The organism is Streptomyces sp. MNU76 (assembly GCF_020982545.1).
Lineage (GTDB): Bacteria > Actinomycetota > Actinomycetes > Streptomycetales > Streptomycetaceae > Streptomyces.
On sequence record NZ_JAJKLK010000007.1, the window covers coordinates 366,622 to 384,773 of the forward strand.

Consider the following 18,152-nt stretch of genomic DNA (forward strand, 5'->3'; position numbering starts at 1 on the left):
TAGAAGGGGGCATGGAAGTGCTGTACTAGATACACAGCACTCACCGGGAAAAGAAGGGCAACACTTTGTCGCACTACTTCCGTCCGCTCGCGAACGGCACCCGAACCGATCACCCGGTCCCAGGCCTGCCGTTCGTCGACGACTCCCATGTCCCGCTGGACGAGGGCCCCGAGGCCATCGAGGCGGTCGGCCGCCACGAGGCCCAGGGCACCTGGGGGCGCTTCGACCCCGAGCGCTCCAACGGCGGGTGGCGGGCCTTCACCACGGACCCCATCAACCACAACCTCGCCTGGGCCGTCCGCTACCACCCCGAGCACGGCCGGACCGTGATCCTGATGAGTGACGGACACACCTCTTCCCTGCACAACGACTGGGCGGGTGACCCGCTGCTGTACCGGGCGGGCGGCTACTGGTGGGACGGCACCACCTGGTACCGGCCCGGCCAGATCTGGGACCCGGTCAGCCAGGACTACGAGCGCCGCAAGGCACAGGCCGCGGTCACGGTCACCGCGTCCGACATGCTCGACGGCCGCGCCGACCCCTCCCGCGCGCACGTGCTGAAGGTCGCCACCTTCGACCGCGAGGCGCCGACGCCGGAGAACTGGCTCGACCACCTGGCCATGTGGGCACAACTGCACGCGCAGCAGGAGAACGCCCTGCCACTGGACCGGTGCGTGGTCAACGTGGCCAGCCCGGAGCTCTCCGGCGACCAGCTGCTGGGGGTCCCCGAAATGGCCGCGAGGGGGGAGATCAGTGCCTCCACGCTGCGGGCCTACATCTCGCGCCGCGAGAGCGACGTGCCGCTGCCGCAGGCGACCGTCGGGGGCCGCGCGCAGTGGTCGCGGCCGGTGGCCGAGGACTGGGTGGAAGCACGCCGGCGCTCCGCCGACGGGGTGCGGGCGGCCATGTCCGCCGGCGACCGCGACGAGCTGTCGCCGGGGGCCGCCGAGGTCCGGGACCGGTTCGCAGGCGACTTCCTCAACACCCTGTGGGAGCGCCCGGACGTGCGGAAACGGTGGATCCTGCGGCAGCGCAACGAGGCGTCGGTCAAGGAGGTCGCCGACAAACTGGCGTGGAGCGTCGCGGTCAGCCTGGACCGCATCCTGCCCACCGACATCCTCGGCGCGACGATCCGGCACGCCGTCCTCGACGACTTCGCCGAGATGCTCAGGCTCCGCGATGCGAAGAGCAGGAAGAAGGCCGCCGAGAAGCCGTACTGGTGGGACCTCAATCTGACGATCCCGGTGGCGAAGATGCTGGACTGGTTCGTCCGGCACCATCCCGACGCGGCCCACTGGACGATCGGCGAGATCATGCGCGAGGCGCACAACCGCTGGGACACCCCCGCCGACGCCACCGTCAAGGCCCTGCGCAGCGCGCTGAACATGGACGGTGAACTCAGCGAGGAGGTCCTCAAGGACTACTTCGACCGGCTCGGGCCCGGAAAGAGCACATCCTGACAACTGCCCGTACGACGGTCAGGACCATCGACCCGCACACCACATCCATCAACCGCACCTGAGAAGGAGGACCCCGTGTTCGACCGATTCGCCATCGACGACGGCCGGCACCTGCCGGAGATCGTCATCGACGAGGACGCGTCCACCCGTGCCGGCGACGCCAGGTTCAAGGCCTCCTGCTCCTGCAACCGGATGCCGAGGCATCCGGCAGGCTCCCGCAGCCAGGCCCTCGCCGCCCACATCGCCCACGTCAACACCCGCATCGGTCCCTCCAAGGGCCCGGACTGGCTGCCCCTCGAAGCCCGCCTCATCCTGCTCGTCCTGGGCTGCGCGGTCCTGTGGGCCGGAGCGTTCATCGGCGCTCTCACCCTGGCCGACGCCATGCACCTGACCGGCTCCGCTGCCGCCGGCGCCCGAGTCGGCGGAGTCCTGACCGGATTCGCCGCCGCCGGGTGCCTCATGGTCGTCGTCCGGCACTACATCGCACCCACCCGGGCCTGACCCGCACGGCGACGACACACGGCGCCCGAAGCCATTAGAGGTGGCTTCGGGCGCCGCTCGCGACTGTAGCGGCATCCCCGGCGTGGCGGCGTGCAGGTCCATGCCGGAGATCTTCGCGCCGTCTACGACCCGGGTCCTCCGGGTACAGCACCCCCCGCAGGCGTTCTACTGGCGGTAGAGTGGCCTTATGGGTGAGCAAGACACCAGCATCAAGACCACGAAGGACGTCCGCGACCGCCTGCGGATCCTGGCCAGCGAGCGCGGCACCACCATGAACGATCTCCTGACGGAGCTCGTGACGCGGGAGCTGACCGAGGAGGAGAAGGAGCTGCGCGCGCAGCAGGCGCTGGAAGAGGTTCAGCAGACGACGGGCGTGACCGTCTCTGAAGACGCACGTACCCGGGCGCGATCCTTCCTGCAGGGCCTCGGACGGGAGCACCACGCCGCGTGATCCGCGTCCTGCTCGACCACACCTGCATCATGGCGCTCGCCGACGGCGACGAATTCCTCAACGGCCTGTACGTCGAAGCCAGCTACGGCTACGCCGAGATGGTGATCCCCGCCCTGTCCGCAGCAGTCGCCGAGCGTGAACGACCAGGCGCCGGACAGCACATTCTGGGGCGCCGCTTCACCACGGCCGCGGACTTCACCAGTGCCCATGCCCTGGTGGCCGGCGCGTGGCGGCAGGCGGACTGGCGGGTGCTGCATCCGGCATCCTCGGTGATCGTGGCCCAGCAGGCCGGGGAAGACGCCACCCTGCTGTCCCTGGCCCCTGACCTGTACGCGGGCACCGGGGTGAGCCCGCTCAACCCGATGAGCCCCTGACGCCGCTCTCGCCCAGTGCGGGCACCTGCCCGCTGCCGGGGGATGGCAGTTGCTGACTTCCGGCACCGGCCGGGTCCGGTTCCCGCTCGTGCGGTGGGTGCTCGCTCCGCGCACGACGTGGCAGGCGCGGCGGCTGGCTGCCGACTTCGGTGAGGGGATGGATGCCCGGACCGCGTGGGTGATGGCACGCCTGGCCCGTCATCCCGACGAACGCGGCTACGCCATGGCCACCTGGACGACGAACGCCGCGCTACTGACTGAGGGGGCGTTGGTTCAGGCGCTGGCCTTCGGCTCGTGGGGGCTCCACGGCGGGCCGGCTACTCGCGCCGTGCGAGGTCCTCGGGTGCGGGCTGGTACCGGGTCACGTACGGGTGGCCGCTGTAGTCGACGGTCACCGTGTGCCGCAGGACATCGTCGTCGGCGTCGTAGAAGATGTGCTCGATCTCCAGGCAGACCCGTTCGGTGGAGATGCCGAAGTCCTGCGCCTCCTGGTCGTTCACCAGCCGGACCCTCGTGCCGGTGATCACCCGCACCGTGCCGGGAGGTGAGCCCGGCGGCGGCTCGATGGTGCCGCCCAGCCGTGCCCGAGCCGACCCGCTCTGCGTCTCGCCGTGTTCCGCCATGGCTGCCACCGTACTGAGCGCTGATGCCGGGGCACAGATGACGGACCACCCTCGCCTTGCGCAATGCGCACACCTTGTGCCACTCTCCAGGTGTGCGCAATGCACACACCCTTTGCGGGTGGCCCCACTGACCGTGGAACCGCCCAACCACCGCCGCTGCCAAGGAGACTGACCATGGGGATGTTCAAGAACAAGGAAGAGGCCCTGCGGATGGCCGACCACCTCATCGAGGCGACGCGGCCGGAGACCGAGCGGATCATCGCGAAGGCCCGCAGCGACCGGGAGAGCACGCCCACCACGACCCACGACAGCGGGACGAACTCCACCACCGTCATCAACGGCGACCACCAGGGCATCACCGGCGGCGTCCACCACGGCGACCTCCACTTCGGCCGCTGAGCCGACTCCGCCCACGGTCTGGCCCCTGCAGATCAACGGCAGGGGCCGCACCCCTACCCAGCAAGGAAAACGCCCGTGTCCGTGCACGTGACGAAGACCAGCGGCCATACCGCAGAGATCACTTGGGACCCGAAGAGCGACGACCCCCAGGGTTACCTGGCGACAGCCATCGAGAGCGACCAGCTCGCCTACGCGCTGGAGGCTCTCGGTGACCCCGCCGACGTGGGACTCGAGGGGGCATCGCCGGAGAGCGCACTGCAGACGGCGGCGTGCACGGCCCAACTGGCGGCACTGTTGGAACGGCGCTCCGCCGTTCAGATCGTCCGGCTCCGTGACGACCACAAGCTCTCGTGGCGGCGAATCGCCGCAGCGATCCTCGATGACCCGGAGAAGCAGTCGTCGGTCCGACGGATGTACGACTCCGGCCGCCGCCACCTGGGCGACCACTGATCACCACCCGGCAAAACCAACGACCGGCTGGGGAAGGAGAAGTTCATGTCCGAGCAGACGTCGCCCGAGGTGATGGAAGCCCTGCGGCAAGCCGCCATTGCGCAGGAGGAAGCCTCGCGGCAGCTGGCAGAGGAGATAGCGCGGCTGGCAGAGGAAGGCACGTGACCATCAGTCGCCCGTAGCTTCGGTGACGTGGGCCTGCGCCAGACTTCCTGGCGCAGGCCCGTGGGCCGTCAGAGGAGCCCCAGCGCTGCCAATGTGGTCAGAGAGAGCCCCATGGAGACAGCGAAAGCACCTCCCGCAGAGAGGATCGCTTCAGCCATGGACACACCGGTGGTGTACGTGAGAATGGCGGTGCCGGTGGCCACGATTATGGAAACCAGCGCGCAGATCACGACCAGTAGAACCTTGACGCTGAACGTCGGGTTGGACATGGGTCCGGATGACCTTTCCGGTGGCCGGACCTGGGGTGCATGGCACTCAGCCCGACCACCACGTAATCAACGTGGGATCTTGCTGAGGCCGTGCCGACGTTCACTGGTCTCTACTGCCCTGCCAAGGCTCTCCTGAGGCTGTCAATCCCGGTGTCTTAGGCCGTCAGTTCCATGTCGACCCCGATTCCGGCCCCATAAGGCTCCGCAGAATGGTCGAGAGCAAGCGAGTGCGTGATGAGGCTCAAGCCCACTTCGGAGCGCCTTGGTGTCGGCCGGCCCAGGACACGTCGGGGTCCCGAGCTCACGCACATCGAACGCACACAATAGCGGGCCACGGAACCCCAACGGGGGGTGCCACGCACACGTGTTCAGACGGAAAACCGGCAACCCTCGAGAAACGGTCGGCCTGCTGGGGTAGGTGCTGGCTGGCGTAGCCGGCGATCAGAGCGCGCCGTCTGCGCAGCCGTCGGCCCTCCCGTGGGGAGGCCGGGAGGGACGGCGCGGCCCCGCCCAGGTGACAGCACGCGGGCGGGGCCAAAGGTGGGGCCTCCACGGGGGTTGGAGGATCACCGTCGTCACAGCATTGCACTGGATTCGGCCACACGACAGGGCTTTGACCGGAATCAGTCGCATAGGGGGTACGGGTACGGGTACGTACCCGTACCCTTGGGGGATGGGAAGGAGCACGATGATGTCCGATGCCAACGTCCGCATCCCCGAGGAAGCCAAAGATCGGCTGGCCGCTATAGCCGCCGCTGAGGGCTTGTCGCTGCGCGCGTATCTCGCCCGTCTCGCTGAGACGCTCCTGACTCCGGCCGAGCGTGCCGAGCGGGCAGAGAAGGCCCTGGCCGCGTTGAAGGAGTGGAACGGCTACGCGCCGACCGCGGCTGAGCAGGAGGACCTGGACAGCGAGCTGGACCGGCGCCTCGCCGAGGTGAAGGGCCGGTGAGCGAGGCCATGCACATCGTGCTGGACGACTCTGCAATGGCCGCGGCCGGCCAGGGCAACGTCCTTGCTTCCCGCCTGATCCACCGCGCCCACGCCGAGCCGGGCTGGTTCCTGTACGCCCCGGCATGCGCACTGGTCGAGGCCGACCGGATCCGGCCCGGAACAGCCGAACACCTGGCGGCTCTGCCGGGCATCACGGTCCTGGACCTGGACCTGGCCGCCGCGTTAGCCGTGGCGCGCCAGGAGACATGGGCGGCGGCTCACAGCCAGTACGCGGCGCTGCCCACGCCCGACCGTCCTGATGGGGCGATCGTTGCCACCACAGTTCCGAAGCGGTGGGAGGGGGAGCCGGTGCGTGTCCTGGACCTGAATCCCTGAGGGCGACCCAAATGGCAAGGATGTGGACACGGGGGCGGCCCAGCTGTGTTCGCGGCTGCACCCGTGCGCAACGTCAGTCGTCGCTGCGCTGATGGGCTGGTTGAGGACGCGGCGGTGGCGGCGGTGACTGCCGAACGACAGATGAGGCAACCCTAGTAATCCCTTTGCGATCAAGAGAGGGGATTACTAGGGTTGCCTCATGAGTGAAGAGATGGGACGGCACCCCCTGGAGAGGGCTGTCCGTGCTGAACTGCATGCCAGCCTCGACGACTTGGCGTGGGCATTCGCCCGGCGTGCGGCCGGTCTCGGGCCGGAGGACCCGCCGATCAGCCTCTACGACCATGGCCTCAGCGATGACCAGATCAAGGCCGCCCGGCTGGCTCGGGTCGCCATCTACAAGCACCTCGAAATGCTGGCCAGCTCCAGCATCCGCGTCGATGTCGGGCACGCGCTGGAGCACGGCGGGAACTGGGACGAGGTCGCCGAGGCCCTTGAGGTCAGCCGTCAGGCCGTCGCCAAACGGTTCGGCGACCTGCGGCGTGGCGAGAACGTCGCCGTGGTGATCTCGCGCCGCGACCGTGTACGCGAGTACCCCGATGACACACGTGTCCGTGTCGGAGAAGTCGGCGGTCCCGAACAGTACGACAGCGACCGCGGCGTCTGGCCCATCGGCAAGAAGGTCCGCGCCGAGGCAAGGTACGCCATCGTCGCCGTAGATGGCATCGTGCGGCGCATCTACGAACTCGACCCGGCCGGCTGGCGCGAGGCCGAGCCGAACAAATGGGAGTTCACCGCCGTCGGCGGCCGTGAACTCGACGTCGAGGCGATCGCCACGGCGTACACGGCGGGGGAGCTCCCGCTCCGGCCGGGCGACGACTGCCCCACCCGCGTCGGCGGCGCCTACCGTCCCCACTGGTTCTGACCGACGCGGAGAGCACCCGATGACCAGCCGCAGCTACTCGTCCGAGGCGTACCACCCGGGTCCCCGGGACGGCCGCCGGCCCCAGGAGAAGAGGAAGGGATTGCGGTGAAGGACGCGGATGTCCGCCCGGTCGTGCTGCCCGAGCCTGAGCACAAGGAGATCCTGACGTCGCAGATCCTGCCTGCCTGCACCAAGGGCGCTGTCCCGCAGGAGCAGCCCGTGGCCGTGCTGGTGGGCGGACCGCCGGGCAGCGGAAAGTCCACCGCCTGCCAGGTGTTGAAGGAGATGCTCGACCGTCGGGGCGGCGCGGTGCTGATCGGCCCCGACCTCTACAAGTCGGCGCACCCCGCCTACCGGCGTCTCCTGCGCAGCGATGACCGCACCGCGGGTGTCAAGGTACGGCCGGACGTGCTGCGGTGGCAGGCCGAGGTCGAGGAGTACGTGCGAGGCCAGCGGTTCGATGCGCTGGTGGAAACGCCCCCCGCCGACCCGGAGCAGGCCCGTGCCTACCGGGCGGCCGGGTACCGCGTCGAGGTAGTGGTGCTGGCCGAGGCGGAGGCCGTGACGCAGCTGAGCGTGCTGGAGCGCTACCTCGCCCAGGTCGCCGAGGACGGCGCCGGCCGGTACGTGTCCTGGGACAACCAGGACCAAGTCATGCGCCGCCTCCTGCGGTCCGTGGAGGTCATCGAGACCGAACGGCTGGCCGACCGGGTCATGGTGGTACGGCGTGACCTTCAGGTGCTGTACGACAGCGGGCCGGGCACGGACGGGGCCGGCCCCTCCCCGGCGGGCGCGCACCAGGCGCTGACGGCGGCGCGGGCACGGCCGTGGACGGCGCCGGAGACCTGGCGATTCCGCCGCCAGGCACGGGCCCTGGAACAGCAGTTGCACCCGTCGGTGAGCACGCCGGAGCGGCGCCTCCTGGTTGCTGGAGGTCTGGAGCGGACCCTCGCCCTGGCCGAGCCGGTACGCCGCATCGCCCAGCCGCTCACCGTGCCGCCCGGGGTCGACTACCACCGCCTGTCCGCCGACGAGCACGCGTTCATCTTCGACGAGTTGATCGTTCCGATGTACCTGGGCAGCATCACCGCCCACGATCAGCCGGTGGTGCTGTATGTGATGGGTCCGCAGGGCGCCGGGAAGACGCATACGGCGCGAACGCTGCGCCGCGTGCTGCGCGCCCGACGCCCCACACGCATCGAGGGCGGGATGTTCAAGGCCGTCCACCCCGACTACCGGCGGCTCCTCGAGGAGGAGCCGCGCACGGCATCAGCCCGGATCCGTCACGACTACCGGGCCTGGCAGGAGAAAGCCGAGGCGTACGTGCGCGAGCGCCGCGGCGACCAGCTGATCGAGATCGCCCCGGACAACGTTGCGCACTTCCTGGACGGGGCGCGCCGCAACCGTGCGGCGGGCTGCCGCGTGGAGTTGATCGTGCTGGGGGTCCGGGCCGCGGACAGCCGTCTGGGCATCGCGGCCCGCTGCGCCGAGGTGGCCCGCATGAGCGGAACACCCCGGTTCACCTCAACGGCCGCCCATCAGGTGTCCTTCAACGTGCTCGCCGATGTCGTGCGCACGGCCGAGGACGAGCCGGACATCGTCGACTCCGTCTCTGTCATCCGCAGGGACCTGACCGCGGTGTACCGCAACGAGCGCACCCCGGGCGGCACGTGGGCGCAGCCGCCCCGGGGCGGGCACATGGTGGAGGCGGAGCAGCAGCGCCGGTACACCCCGGCCGAAGCGGCGCAGTTCCTGGCCACGCTGCAGCAGGTGCACGGTGAGCTGCCGCAGTACCGGCCGGATCTGGTCGAGATCGCCGCGCTGGCCTGGCCTCTGATGCCCGTCCACCTGCAGCCGCGCGCCCTCGCCTCCACGCTCTGCACGGCGGCGCTGCCCGTCCTCCCCCATCGTGAGGGGCCCGGTCACTGGCCCTTGAGTTCCCTCACGCGGGCCGCGTAACGGGAGGCGATCTCGGCAACTTCCTTCTCGTCGGCGTCCTGCAGGGCCTGCTGGTCGGCGGCGCACGCTGCCAGCTCGTCCTGCAGAGTCTTGAGGCGGCCGGCGTCGGGCGCGCCGGCACGCCGCTCCTTGATGATCTGCTCGGCGTACCAGGCGCTGACCTCCTGCATCAGGTGCTCGACGGCCTCGGGGGTCACGTGTTCAGACAAGGGATGTCCTTCGGGTATCGGGGGTGATGGCCCGTCATTGTCCCTGGCCGAGAAAGTGCGGCACGGCGCCCGTGGTGCGGAAAACCGCCGCCGGGCACTACCGGGGATCGCATAGGTTGCTACGCTGATGATCTTTCCTGGGGGGTGTCGTGGCGCGGGATCTGCGGATGCTGTTCGGTGCAAATGACCGGTCGGTGGCGGCCGAGGAGGCGTTCACGAACCGCCAGGCCCAGTGGCAGGCCGTCGTCGCAGCGCTCTCCGACCATCTGCAGCGCGTCGCCAACCCGTCCTTCGACGTCGAGGACTTGGCCAGCCCCCGGCACAACGTTCTGGTCGCCCACGGAGTCGGCGGGATCGGGAAATCGACGTTCTCCCGCAAGACCGAGGCGTCGCTCACACACCCGGGCGGGCGCCCCGAACAGTGGGCCGAGCCCGGGTGGCCGATCGAGCGGCTGTTACCGGTGCGCATCGACCTGGCCCGCTCCAGTGGCGTCGACTTCGAGCGGGTGGTGCTGTCGATCCGCCTGGCGGTCGCCGCCCTGGGACGGCCGATGCCCGCCTTCGATCTGGCTCTGCGCCGGCACTGGGAACGCAACCACCCGGGCGAACCGCTGGAGGAGTACCTGCGGCGCGGCGGGATGCTCAGCCGGTTCAGCAACGCGGTCAATCTGCCGAGCCAGCTGCAGTCCTCGCTGGCCGATGTCGCCCAGGCCCTGGCCATGCCCGGCACCATCGGGGGCGCCGTCGGCCAGCTCACCACCGCCCTGGTCGGCGCGCTGCGCGAGCGGCGACAGACCGTACGCGCGCTGGCCGACTGCAGCCGCCTGGCCGACATACTCGAAGCCGAACCGGACCTGGAGACGCTGAGCTTCGCCACGCACCTGCTTGCCTGGGACCTGGCCCAACTCCCCGCTGTCCAGCGGGCCACCCCGGTGGTCTTATTCGACAGCTTCGAGGAAGTCGGGGACCGCACCCACCGTGACTTCGAACGGCTGCTGCAGCGCATCGTGTGGCTGATGCCCAACGCCTTCTTCGTGATCACCGGGAGGGACCGGCTGCAGTGGGCCGAGGAAGGTTTGCACGGACAGCTCGACTGGACCGGCCCCACCGCGTGGCCCGGCCTGGCCGGACACGTGCCGGGCGCCCGCACACGCGGCGGCCCTGCAGTACGGCAGATCCTGGTCGGCGACTTCTCCCCCGAGGACTGCGACGACCACCTCGCCCGCCGCCTGGCCCACAACGGGCAGCCGTTGATCGGGCCGGACCTGCGCCAGGCCATCACCGAACGCTCCCACGGCCTGCCCCTCTACCTCGACCTGGCCGTCATGCGGTTCTTGGAGATCCGGCGCAGCGGCCGCGTGCCGCAGCCGGACGACTTCGGCGACTTCCCCGCCCTGATCTCCCGCACCCTCAGCGACCTGACCAGCGACGAACGCCACGTACTGCGCTCGGTGTCGCTGCTGGACGCCTTCTCGGTGCCGCTGGCCACCCAGGTGGCCGGGCTCACGCGCGATGCGGCGGCCCTGCGGCTGACCGAACGTCCCTTCATCCGCGAGGACCTGACGGGGCTGTGGCCCTTCCACCTCCATCAGGTAGTCCGCTCCGCGATCCGCAACGCCGACGACCAGACTGACGACCGGTGGTCCGAGCATGACTGGCACCGGGCCGCCCTGCGCGCGCACGCCGCCCTCGGACAGGAGTGGGCCCACGGGCCGCGCAGGGACCGCGCGGTACTCATCGGTGTCCTGCGGCAAGGCCTGCGGCTGGCCCGCGACTTCAACCTCGCCGAGCTCGGCTGGCTCACCGAGGCCGCCTTCTCCTACGTCTCAGACTCCGTGTGGGAGCCGCTCGCGCCGCCCGCCCACGGACACGACAGCGCCGTGCTGTCGACGCCGGCCGACGCGCTGGTCGAAACACTCAGCGCCCTGGCCCGCCGTCAACGCGAACACCGAGCCCGCACCGTGGAACGGCTTACCGCCGTCATCGACTCCGGCCTGCTGCCCGCCGAGCTGCAGGAGATGCCGGTCTACTACCGGGCCAAAGCGCTCCGTGACATCGGACGCATCGAAGACTCACGCCGCGGCTACCAGCAGGTGGCCGACGGAGGGGGCCGCCTGGCCCAGGCCGCCCGCCGCGGGCTGGCGCAGGCCGCCCGGCTGGCCGGCGACTTCCCGACCACGCTCGCCGCCGCACAGACCCTCGGGTGGGAGGGCCGCCACCAGCGCGTCCTCGGTGACCTGTACTGGATCCAGGGACAACCACAGCGCGCGGCAGAGGCGTACCTGGCCGGGCGCATCGAAGCCGAACAGCACGCCAAAGCCGGCGAAGCCGCCCACAACCAGGCCCTGCGCGCCCTCGCCCTCGCGTTCGTCGACCCCCTCCAGGCCGACGACGAACTCGACCTCGCCGAGCAGGTCCTCGCCAGCCTCGACCTGCGGGCTTCGACGATCAACGCCGCCATCGCCTCCCTCATCCGCGACGCCGGCAGCCCGGCCATCGACGACCGCGCCCGCACCCTGCGCACCGAACTCGACGTCGCGGGCCTCACCTCCATGACGCCCACCCTCGAAGTCGCCGTCGCCTTCCACCAGGCCGTCCTCGACGACCACCAAGGGTTGAACGCCACCATCGCCCGGCTCCGCGAGCAGACCAGCGACGGCGCATACGCCTACTACGCCGACATCGCGCACTTCATGGCCGGCCTGCCGCTGCCCACCGACCACACCCCGCCGCGCTGGCTGGACGGCGAAGGAGTCACCCGCGCCCGGTGGCGGGCCCTGGTCACCGCTCGTCGCGACCTGCTGCGCACCGCGCGGTAGCCGGCGAGGCAAATACTGGCCTCGGCACTGGCGAGGTCTCGTCAACCTCATGAGTCGGCACGCCCCAGTCACCCGCTGGTAAGCCGTCCCCCGGTGCCCTCGCGCTCATGGATCTGCCGGGCGATGAAGGGGCGCAGGGGACTGCCCGGGCGGGTGTAGAGGTACCGGCGTGCCGTACGGATCTGCAGCGTGTTCAGCTCGTCGACCTGGGCGGGCGGGACCGGCAGGTAGGCCGGGTGCGGGCCGGTGGACAGTACGTATCTGGGGCCTATCGGCAGGACCACCGAGTGGGAGTCGCCGATGGCCATGCTGTGGGAGATCAATGGTCCGTCACGGCGCACCGTCACGGCTGGTGTGTCCCCGATGAGGAACTCGCCGTGCTGGGGAGTCAGGATCTGCACGCAGTGGCTGTCCAGGAGGCCACGGGCCCTGGCGAATGAGGCCTCGATGCGTACCCGGAACAGCGCGCCGGTTTTGTACGCGGTGGCCATGGGCTCCAGGAGCCGCTCGGCGTGCAGGGCAAGGCCCTCACGGCCGTCGATGAACAGGCCGGTCTGCTCCAGCACGGCGGCCTGCAGCAGGGCCCGGCCTTCGTTGAGCAAGTGCCGCTGCCGCTCCTGGTAGACGACCGGGAAGAGACGCTGGTGCAAGTCGCGGAAGTGCTGGGAGCGAACCCAGTGCAGTGCGATCAAGTCCCGTAGACGGCTGGTCGTCGACGGGTCGTCCAGCGCCGTGCCGGCCGCGACCGCAGCGAAAACCTCGGGCAGGTGCTGTTCGGCCTGATTCCAGATCTGCTCCAGCGAGGCGGAGGCGTACGGGACGAAGTCCTCGATCCAGCCGACGCCGCGTGGAGTGCGGGCTTTGGGCAGGCGCTGCGGATTCCGCAAGTCGTGGGGCTGCACGTGGAGACCGGCGGTGTGCCGGATGGGCGTGGCGAACTGGGCGAGCAGCACCTTGGAGATGAGGTGTTGGCGGTGCACCCGGGCGTCGGCCTCGGGGGCCAGCTGGGCGATGCGTTTCAGGTCGTCGCGCCCCGAAGGGGGCAGTTGTTCGGCCACGCCTCAATCGTCCCAGCGCACGCAGGCCGTTCGCGCGCTGTTTTCGCCGGTCCGGCCTCGGGGAACAACGGAACAGCCATTTAGCGCGAAGGGATGATCTTGATGGCGCTGTCTGAAGGGTAATCTTCGGGGGCCGGGACCTACCGTTCGAGTCGCTCCATCAGCCGTATGGCTGTCGTATTGACCCATGAGGCTGGCAAGGCACATCAGGTCGGCAGGGCAGCTCACGCCGGATCAAAAAGGCTGGTAGGACTGCTGACATGGTCGATCCGAGAGCGCCGAGGCTCCGCCCGCCTGCCGGAGGCGAGTGGGTCAAGGTCACCTGGAAGGCTGGTGTCGGGTCACCGTTGCGGCCTCGCGATCTTGCGAGCTACCTACAGGACGTCGATATTGCGATCGGCGTCGGCGAACAGTGGGGCACCACGTTCGCCCGCGCGGCAGCCCAGCAGGAGCTCATGGAGCGCATCGCCCAGGAAGGCGCTCACAGCTTGGAGGGCGAGGCTCTCGAACGCGGATACTCCCCCCGGGACCTCAGGTACCTCGATGAATGGATGCACTTTGGGCCGCGGAGGCGCTGGCGAGGCATGCCCCTCGGGGGCTCCGGTAGCTTGATCGAAACTCTCGCAGATGCCCGAGTCCGCAAAGTGCTCGGGACTCCAACGCGAGTCGCCCGCGCCGAATACGGCAGCCCACTCGTCCTTGATCTGGCGAACTCCGGATTCCTCGCGTACGGGGTCATCAAAATCGCCGAGCTTGTCCGTGACTGGAGCAACAAACGACGAGCTGACGAAGCAAGCGCCCGCCACATCGAGGCGGGGGCGGACAGAGGGGAAGCCGAAGCTCGCCAGGAGAACGCCCGGGCCCGCCAGATGGAGGCGCAGGCGCGGCAGATGGAAGCACACGCTGACCTCGTGCAGTGGGCCGTTGACCAGACCCGGGGTGGGCCTGTTTCTCCTGGGGAGCTATTCGCTGTCATCACCCCGGAGCAGCTTCAGGCACTCAGTCGTCTGGCCGAGACACCGACGGAGCTACAGCTACCGCCGAATGATTCTCGCGGAGAGTAAAAGGCCCAGGCCCAATCGTGCAGATGTAGACAGTTGTGATCACTCGGTGTCCGCAAGGCCTGCCGTCCAAAACAACTTCGTTGCACCATCGGGTGACCTCGGCCACGCCAGCATGCAGTGATCACCTCGCGAGGCCATTCTTACCTACAGAAAAGATCATCTCGGTGAGGAGTGATCTGGGTGGCCAGTTCGGACCAACCGCAGTGGGGTCCACGTCCCGGAAAGGGACCGCCGTCTCCACCGGGCCCGTCCGGCTCCGGCCCCACGGGACCGCACGGGCCCCGCGGCCCGGGAGAGCCGGGCGGACCACCTCCCCGCAACGGGCTGGGCATCACCGCTCTCATCCTGGGCATCATCGGCCTCCTCGCAGGATTCATCCCGCTGCTGTTCTGGCTGGCGGGCATCCTCGGGATCATGGCCCTCGTCTTCGGCATCATCGGGGCCCGCCGCGCAAAACAGGGGTATGCCACCAACCGGCGCATGTCGCTCGCCGGCGCCATCCTCGGGGGTCTCGCGATCGTGATGGCGATCATCGGGATCGTGATCCTCGCTGATGTCTTCCACGACGTCACCAAGGGGCCGAAGAAGACCCCCGCGCCCACCCCAACCAGCCAGAGCACCGCCACCACGATGCAAGGGACCACGACGCCCACCAGCGGAGCCCTTCGGTTCGGCACTACACAGCACTACGACGACGGCGTCCAGGTCACCGTCGCCTCCCTGCGCCCATTCACACCGTCCGACACGGCGGCCGGCTACACCCCGGGTGACAAGGCAGTTGCCTTCGACATCACAGTGACCAACGGTTCCGACCACAACCTGGATCTCGGTCTCGTCTCCGTCGACGCCAAGGATGCCGACGGACGCTCCGCCGAGCGGATCTTCGACAGCGCCAAAGGCATCAGCGGCGATCTGAGTGGCACCCTGCTTCCGGGCAAGAAGTCAGTGGCCACCTACGTCTTCGACCTTCCCAAGCGCGCCTCGGCCAGCCTGGACGTCGAGGTCAGGCCCGGCTTCAGCTACGAACCTGCCTTGTGGAGCGGTTCCAGCACCTGATTGCCAGCGCCTCTCCCGACGGACCTGCGCCTGCCGGGACTGCAGCCGCCGGTACATCGACGGCGTGTGCGGCAGCACTCCTTCGGAGACCAGCCGGTACATCGCCTGGCGCAGCGTGACGCCACCCTCGTAGCCCTCCACGATCTCCCGTGCCCGGTCCACGATGACTGGCCACCGCACCCTCTCACCCGCCATGCGGTACATGTTCCCCTCGCACCGGCCCAGCCCGCGGACCGCGGGCTGGGTCAGGCGTTCGCCGTGGCGACGGCGGCGCAGCCCCCTTCTGCTCAGAGCCCTCCCCACCGGGCGCCGGGTCCGGCTACCGTGGGGGCATGGCCAGGGAACTTCGCATTGAGATCGATGACGAGCAGTGGGCGCAACTGGAGCGCGAGGCGCACGAGCGGCACGAGGATCCGACGGTGTACGCCGGACGCGTCCTGGCTCAGGAGCTCAACAAGGCGCGGTTCCTCGAGGGCAGCGCCCTCTTCCTCAGCACTCCCGGGGTACGCGAGGAGTTCGCCAGCCGGTTCGGCCCGGAACCCGGGCCCACCGCGTCCGCGGCGTAGGGGCGGGCAGCGACGCAGTGGACCTCACGGTAGATCTTCCGTGGCTCATGGAGATCGCCCGCACCCAGCTGGACGACCCTGACGTGACGGACTGGGGAGCGCTGGAGGCCGCCCGAGCGCGGCACGCCTTCCGCGTCCTGGACGAACCCGTATACCCGCGGCCGCATCACCGGGCCGCCGCTCTCTTCCACTCGCTTGCCCGGGTCCCGGCCCTGGAGCACAGCAACGAACTCTTCGGCGCGACGGTCGCGGCCGGTTACCTGCACGCCAGCGGCCTGCCCGTACGGTTCACCGCCAAGGAGGCCGCCGACCTCGCCGACCAGGTGTCCTCCGGACACGTGGACGTGCGCGCCCTGGCCGCGGCCCTGAAGGAGTGGACCGAGCGCAGCTGAGCATAGGCTCCGTCCGGTGGAGACGTTGCTGATCATCACGGCTGCCGCTCTGTGGGGCTGCGGCACGGGCGTGCTCATATCCCGTCCCGCCTACCGGTTCTCCGTACCGATCGAGGAACCGTGGCGGTCGGCGTGCCCGGCAGGACATCCCCTCACCGGTACCGGAGGCGGCTGGCTGGGGCGTGCCCGCTGCGCCGCCGGGGACTCCTACGGGCCGAGCACTCTCTCCGTCGTCTCCGTCACGGCTGGAGTCTGCGCGCTGCTGGCGGCCGCGACCGGGGCACGCCCCGAGCTGGTGGTCTGGCTGCTGCTCGCCCCGGCCGCCGTGCTGCTCGCCGCCGTCGACTTCGCGGCGCACCGGCTGCCCGACGCGCTCACCCTGCCGCTCGCCGCGGCCGCGATCGTCCTGCTGGGCGTCGCCGCGGTGCTGCCCGGCGCCGACGGCAGCTGGACGTCCGCGCTGCTCGGTTCCCTCATTCTGGGAGCCTGCTACTTTGTGCTCTTCCTCCTCAGCAAGGGCTTCGGGTTCGGCGATGTGAAACTCGCCCTGGCCCTGGGCGCTGTCCTGGGCTGGTACGGCTGGGCGATCGTCCTGGTCGGGACGTTCGTCGGGTACCTGCTCGGCGCGCTGTACGGCATCGGCCTGATGCTCGCTGGCCGGGCCGACCGTACGAGCAGGATCCCGTTCGGCCCGTTCCTGCTCGCCGGGGCGCTGGCCGGCGTGCTCCTGGGCTCCTACACCCTTTGAATCCCGGCTCGAGTATCCGATGGAACACGCGAGAACGAGAGACCCCCAAACGAAAAAGGTGCCGGGGAGACGTGCTCTCCCGACACCTTGCTAGATAAGTGAAGATCAATCGCGCCGTTGAGCGCGGGCCTGAATGCCGGCGGTGAACAGCAACGCGAGCCAGGCGACTCCGAAGCCCAGCGCGCCGCCGATGGCCAGGCGTCCGATGGACAGGGGATCCTGGAACATGGTGGTGACACCGCACCCGATGCCGGTCGCCAGGGCCAGGATGAGGGGCGTCCTCATGCGTGCGAACACCTTCTTCAGGCGCCGCAGGTCGTGGAGAGGAACGCGACCTTGTTCTTCGGTGAGGGCCTTCTGGGCTTTCCGTGCCCCGCTCAACGCAACAGAGAGCGCATACGAGCAGCACTCCCCGTATCGAAGTGCTCGACCTTTCCATGTATTTTCCTCGACCTGCATCATGGTGATTTGGTCGGGAAGCCAGTATCTGTCGAGCATGTACCGCCAGTCACCCTTCGACATGAAGATCCGTCCCACGTAGAGCAGTACGACGGGGATGCGACCGGCATCCTGGCGAGTCTTGGATCGGATAATTCGGAAGACTCCAGAAGCCATCATCAACACGAGGGCGATGACGATTCCCACTATCCATTCCGCAGCGCTCGCGCCGAGGAAGTATGAATTCTGGGCCGTTGAATTAGCGGCCTCGACCGCCTCGGCGCGAACGTTGATCATTGATTGCTCCCAGGAGCTAGGCTGGCTTCAGCCGGTGTGGGGCGCCCTGGCCGGTCGGCGCAGGTGCGCGCGTCTGGACGTAGTTGAGTTCGTCCAGATCTGCCAAAGACGTCCGAGCTGCGCGGAGGCCTTCGGAAGTGATGGTGAAGTTTCGGCGGCGAGGCCTGCCTTCCTTGTGGGGGTCGATGTCTTCCTCCGAAGAGGTGACCCATCCGGCCCGCTCCAGCCTGATGAGGACCGGGTAGATGGTGCCGCCCGACAGGCCTGTCTCATGCATGAGTTCCAGGCCATAGCGGGAAATCTGAGGTTCGGTGATGAACACGGACAGCACGCGGGCCATGCTGCTCGTGACGACGATGCCGTGGGCTCGGGTGTGAGTTTTGGCGGACATGACTTCGGGATCTCCTCCCGTCGATCCATGGACGACGCTGTCAAACGTCGGCCACACGTGGTGCGCGCCGCCCGGGGCGGCTCGTATTGCCGAAAAGGCCATGACCACGGCTTGGGATCGAATCGGTCGTTTCTTGGTGTGGATCATGTAGGACTCCTCCCGGAGCATCCGGGGCTTGTACGGACCGCCGATATAGGGGTCCGAAGGCAAGTGAA

Annotated in this window: 22 protein-coding genes; 16 read left to right on the forward strand and 6 right to left on the reverse strand. The window is 69.0% G+C overall.

Features of this window, described 5'->3' with window-relative positions:
• Window positions 1-65 precede the first annotated feature (65 nt).
• From E4N62_RS19645 to E4N62_RS19660, 4 genes are all read left to right on the forward strand, one after another.
• Window positions 66-1,460 (forward strand): hypothetical protein, encoded by a 1,395-nt coding sequence (locus tag E4N62_RS19645; RefSeq protein WP_230216097.1) that lies wholly within the window; start codon window positions 66-68, stop codon window positions 1,458-1,460.
• 75 nt (window positions 1,461-1,535) lie between these two features.
• Window positions 1,536-1,961 carry a hypothetical protein gene (locus E4N62_RS19650; RefSeq protein WP_230216099.1) on the forward strand — a complete coding sequence of 142 codons (426 nt, stop codon included), beginning with the start codon at window positions 1,536-1,538 and terminating at the stop codon, window positions 1,959-1,961.
• A gap of 187 nt (window positions 1,962-2,148) precedes the next feature.
• Window positions 2,149-2,412, forward strand: a complete 264-nt coding sequence (locus E4N62_RS19655; protein WP_230216101.1) for a hypothetical protein — start codon at window positions 2,149-2,151, stop codon at window positions 2,410-2,412.
• Entirely contained in the window at window positions 2,409-2,786 is a 378-nt protein-coding gene (locus E4N62_RS19660) for a PIN domain-containing protein (protein ID WP_230216103.1), read from the forward strand. The genes E4N62_RS19655 and E4N62_RS19660 overlap by 4 nt, the downstream gene beginning before the upstream one ends.
• Before the next feature lie 317 nt (window positions 2,787-3,103).
• On the opposite strand, the gene E4N62_RS19665 is transcribed toward E4N62_RS19660, so the two are convergent.
• Window positions 3,104-3,409 carry a hypothetical protein gene (locus E4N62_RS19665; protein WP_230216105.1) on the reverse strand — a complete coding sequence of 102 codons (306 nt, stop codon included), beginning with the start codon at window positions 3,407-3,409 and terminating at the stop codon, window positions 3,104-3,106.
• Window positions 3,410-3,583: 174 nt separating this feature from the next.
• On the opposite strand from E4N62_RS19665, the gene E4N62_RS19670 reads away from it, so the two are divergent.
• The gene (locus tag E4N62_RS19670) at window positions 3,584-3,808 is read left to right on the forward strand and encodes a hypothetical protein (protein ID WP_230216107.1); all 225 of its coding nucleotides are present in this window, start codon (window positions 3,584-3,586) and stop codon (window positions 3,806-3,808) included.
• Between the two features lie 75 nt (window positions 3,809-3,883).
• A complete protein-coding gene (locus E4N62_RS19675; protein ID WP_230216109.1) occupies window positions 3,884-4,258 on the forward strand; it encodes a hypothetical protein in 375 nt (124 codons plus the stop codon).
• A gap of 233 nt (window positions 4,259-4,491) precedes the next feature.
• Here the strand turns inward: E4N62_RS19675 and E4N62_RS19680 are convergent, their stop codons facing one another.
• Entirely contained in the window at window positions 4,492-4,692 is a 201-nt protein-coding gene (locus tag E4N62_RS19680) for a hypothetical protein (RefSeq protein ID WP_230216112.1), read from the reverse strand.
• A 691-nt stretch (window positions 4,693-5,383) separates the two neighbouring features.
• On the opposite strand from E4N62_RS19680, the gene E4N62_RS19685 reads away from it, so the two are divergent.
• The 4 genes from E4N62_RS19685 to E4N62_RS19700 all read left to right on the forward strand — a co-directional run bounded on the left by E4N62_RS19685 (window position 5,384) and on the right by E4N62_RS19700 (window position 8,899).
• Entirely contained in the window at window positions 5,384-5,641 is a 258-nt protein-coding gene (locus E4N62_RS19685) for a hypothetical protein (protein ID WP_230216326.1), read from the forward strand.
• A gap of 8 nt (window positions 5,642-5,649) precedes the next feature.
• Complete coding sequence (locus E4N62_RS19690) at window positions 5,650-6,018, forward strand: hypothetical protein (RefSeq protein WP_230216328.1); 369 nt, start codon at window positions 5,650-5,652, stop codon at window positions 6,016-6,018.
• 199 nt (window positions 6,019-6,217) lie between these two features.
• A complete protein-coding gene (locus tag E4N62_RS19695; protein WP_230216115.1) occupies window positions 6,218-6,940 on the forward strand; it encodes a hypothetical protein in 723 nt (240 codons plus the stop codon).
• A 105-nt stretch (window positions 6,941-7,045) separates the two neighbouring features.
• Window positions 7,046-8,899: a zeta toxin family protein gene (locus E4N62_RS19700; protein ID WP_230216117.1), complete on the forward strand. Its 1,854-nt coding sequence runs from the start codon at window positions 7,046-7,048 to the stop codon at window positions 8,897-8,899.
• On the opposite strand, the gene E4N62_RS19705 is transcribed toward E4N62_RS19700, so the two are convergent.
• The gene (locus E4N62_RS19705; protein WP_230216119.1) at window positions 8,863-9,108 is read right to left on the reverse strand and encodes a hypothetical protein; all 246 of its coding nucleotides are present in this window, start codon (window positions 9,106-9,108) and stop codon (window positions 8,863-8,865) included. The two genes, E4N62_RS19700 and E4N62_RS19705, sit on opposite strands and share 37 nt — an antisense overlap.
• Before the next feature lie 149 nt (window positions 9,109-9,257).
• Here E4N62_RS19705 and E4N62_RS19710 point away from each other — a divergent pair, with 149 nt between their 5' ends.
• Complete coding sequence (locus E4N62_RS19710; RefSeq protein WP_308185274.1) at window positions 9,258-11,927, forward strand: ATP/GTP-binding protein; 2,670 nt, start codon at window positions 9,258-9,260, stop codon at window positions 11,925-11,927.
• 68 nt (window positions 11,928-11,995) lie between these two features.
• On the opposite strand, the gene E4N62_RS19715 is transcribed toward E4N62_RS19710, so the two are convergent.
• Entirely contained in the window at window positions 11,996-12,985 is a 990-nt protein-coding gene (locus E4N62_RS19715) for a DUF4238 domain-containing protein (protein ID WP_230216121.1), read from the reverse strand.
• 260 nt (window positions 12,986-13,245) lie between these two features.
• Here E4N62_RS19715 and E4N62_RS19720 point away from each other — a divergent pair, with 260 nt between their 5' ends.
• The 5 genes from E4N62_RS19720 (at window position 13,246) to E4N62_RS19740 (ending at window position 16,811) form a co-directional block, all read left to right on the forward strand.
• Window positions 13,246-14,049, forward strand: coding sequence for a hypothetical protein (locus E4N62_RS19720; protein ID WP_230216123.1), 804 nt, complete (start codon window positions 13,246-13,248; stop codon window positions 14,047-14,049).
• 180 nt (window positions 14,050-14,229) lie between these two features.
• On the forward strand, window positions 14,230-15,105 hold the full coding sequence (locus E4N62_RS48785) for a DUF4190 domain-containing protein (protein WP_230216125.1): 876 nt from the start codon (window positions 14,230-14,232) through the stop codon (window positions 15,103-15,105).
• Between the two features lie 332 nt (window positions 15,106-15,437).
• Window positions 15,438-15,671 carry a hypothetical protein gene (locus tag E4N62_RS19730; RefSeq protein ID WP_128382311.1) on the forward strand — a complete coding sequence of 78 codons (234 nt, stop codon included), beginning with the start codon at window positions 15,438-15,440 and terminating at the stop codon, window positions 15,669-15,671.
• A 17-nt stretch (window positions 15,672-15,688) separates the two neighbouring features.
• Entirely contained in the window at window positions 15,689-16,063 is a 375-nt protein-coding gene (locus tag E4N62_RS19735; protein ID WP_230216127.1) for a fic family toxin-antitoxin system, toxin component, read from the forward strand.
• Window positions 16,064-16,079: 16 nt separating this feature from the next.
• Window positions 16,080-16,811: an A24 family peptidase gene (locus E4N62_RS19740; RefSeq protein WP_230216129.1), complete on the forward strand. Its 732-nt coding sequence runs from the start codon at window positions 16,080-16,082 to the stop codon at window positions 16,809-16,811.
• 105 nt (window positions 16,812-16,916) lie between these two features.
• Here E4N62_RS19740 and E4N62_RS19745 read toward each other — a convergent pair whose 3' ends face one another.
• Together E4N62_RS19745 and E4N62_RS19750 are read right to left on the reverse strand one after the other, a co-directional pair.
• Window positions 16,917-17,546 (reverse strand): hypothetical protein, encoded by a 630-nt coding sequence (locus E4N62_RS19745; RefSeq protein WP_230216131.1) that lies wholly within the window; start codon window positions 17,544-17,546, stop codon window positions 16,917-16,919.
• A gap of 16 nt (window positions 17,547-17,562) precedes the next feature.
• The gene (locus E4N62_RS19750; RefSeq protein WP_230216133.1) at window positions 17,563-18,084 is read right to left on the reverse strand and encodes a PadR family transcriptional regulator; all 522 of its coding nucleotides are present in this window, start codon (window positions 18,082-18,084) and stop codon (window positions 17,563-17,565) included.
• Between the last annotated feature and the right edge of the window lie 68 nt (window positions 18,085-18,152).

Excerpts from the sequence above, each read along its gene's own strand:
- E4N62_RS19655 (WP_230216101.1), top strand. The coding sequence starts at position 2,149 with ATGGGTGAGCAAGACACCAGCATCAAGACCACGAAGGACGTCCGCGAC.
- E4N62_RS19665 (WP_230216105.1), bottom strand. The coding sequence starts at position 3,409 with ATGGCGGAACACGGCGAGACGCAGAGCGGGTCGGCTCGGGCACGGCTG.
- E4N62_RS19670 (WP_230216107.1), top strand. The coding sequence starts at position 3,584 with ATGGGGATGTTCAAGAACAAGGAAGAGGCCCTGCGGATGGCCGACCAC.
- E4N62_RS19680 (WP_230216112.1), bottom strand. The coding sequence starts at position 4,692 with ATGTCCAACCCGACGTTCAGCGTCAAGGTTCTACTGGTCGTGATCTGC.
- E4N62_RS19685 (WP_230216326.1), top strand. The coding sequence starts at position 5,384 with ATGTCCGATGCCAACGTCCGCATCCCCGAGGAAGCCAAAGATCGGCTG.
- E4N62_RS19690 (WP_230216328.1), top strand. The coding sequence starts at position 5,650 with ATGCACATCGTGCTGGACGACTCTGCAATGGCCGCGGCCGGCCAGGGC.
- E4N62_RS19695 (WP_230216115.1), top strand. The coding sequence starts at position 6,218 with ATGAGTGAAGAGATGGGACGGCACCCCCTGGAGAGGGCTGTCCGTGCT.
- E4N62_RS19720 (WP_230216123.1), top strand. The coding sequence starts at position 13,246 with ATGGTCGATCCGAGAGCGCCGAGGCTCCGCCCGCCTGCCGGAGGCGAG.
- E4N62_RS19730 (WP_128382311.1), top strand. The coding sequence starts at position 15,438 with ATGGCCAGGGAACTTCGCATTGAGATCGATGACGAGCAGTGGGCGCAA.
- E4N62_RS19745 (WP_230216131.1), bottom strand. The coding sequence starts at position 17,546 with ATGATCAACGTTCGCGCCGAGGCGGTCGAGGCCGCTAATTCAACGGCC.
- E4N62_RS19750 (WP_230216133.1), bottom strand. The coding sequence starts at position 18,084 with ATGATCCACACCAAGAAACGACCGATTCGATCCCAAGCCGTGGTCATG.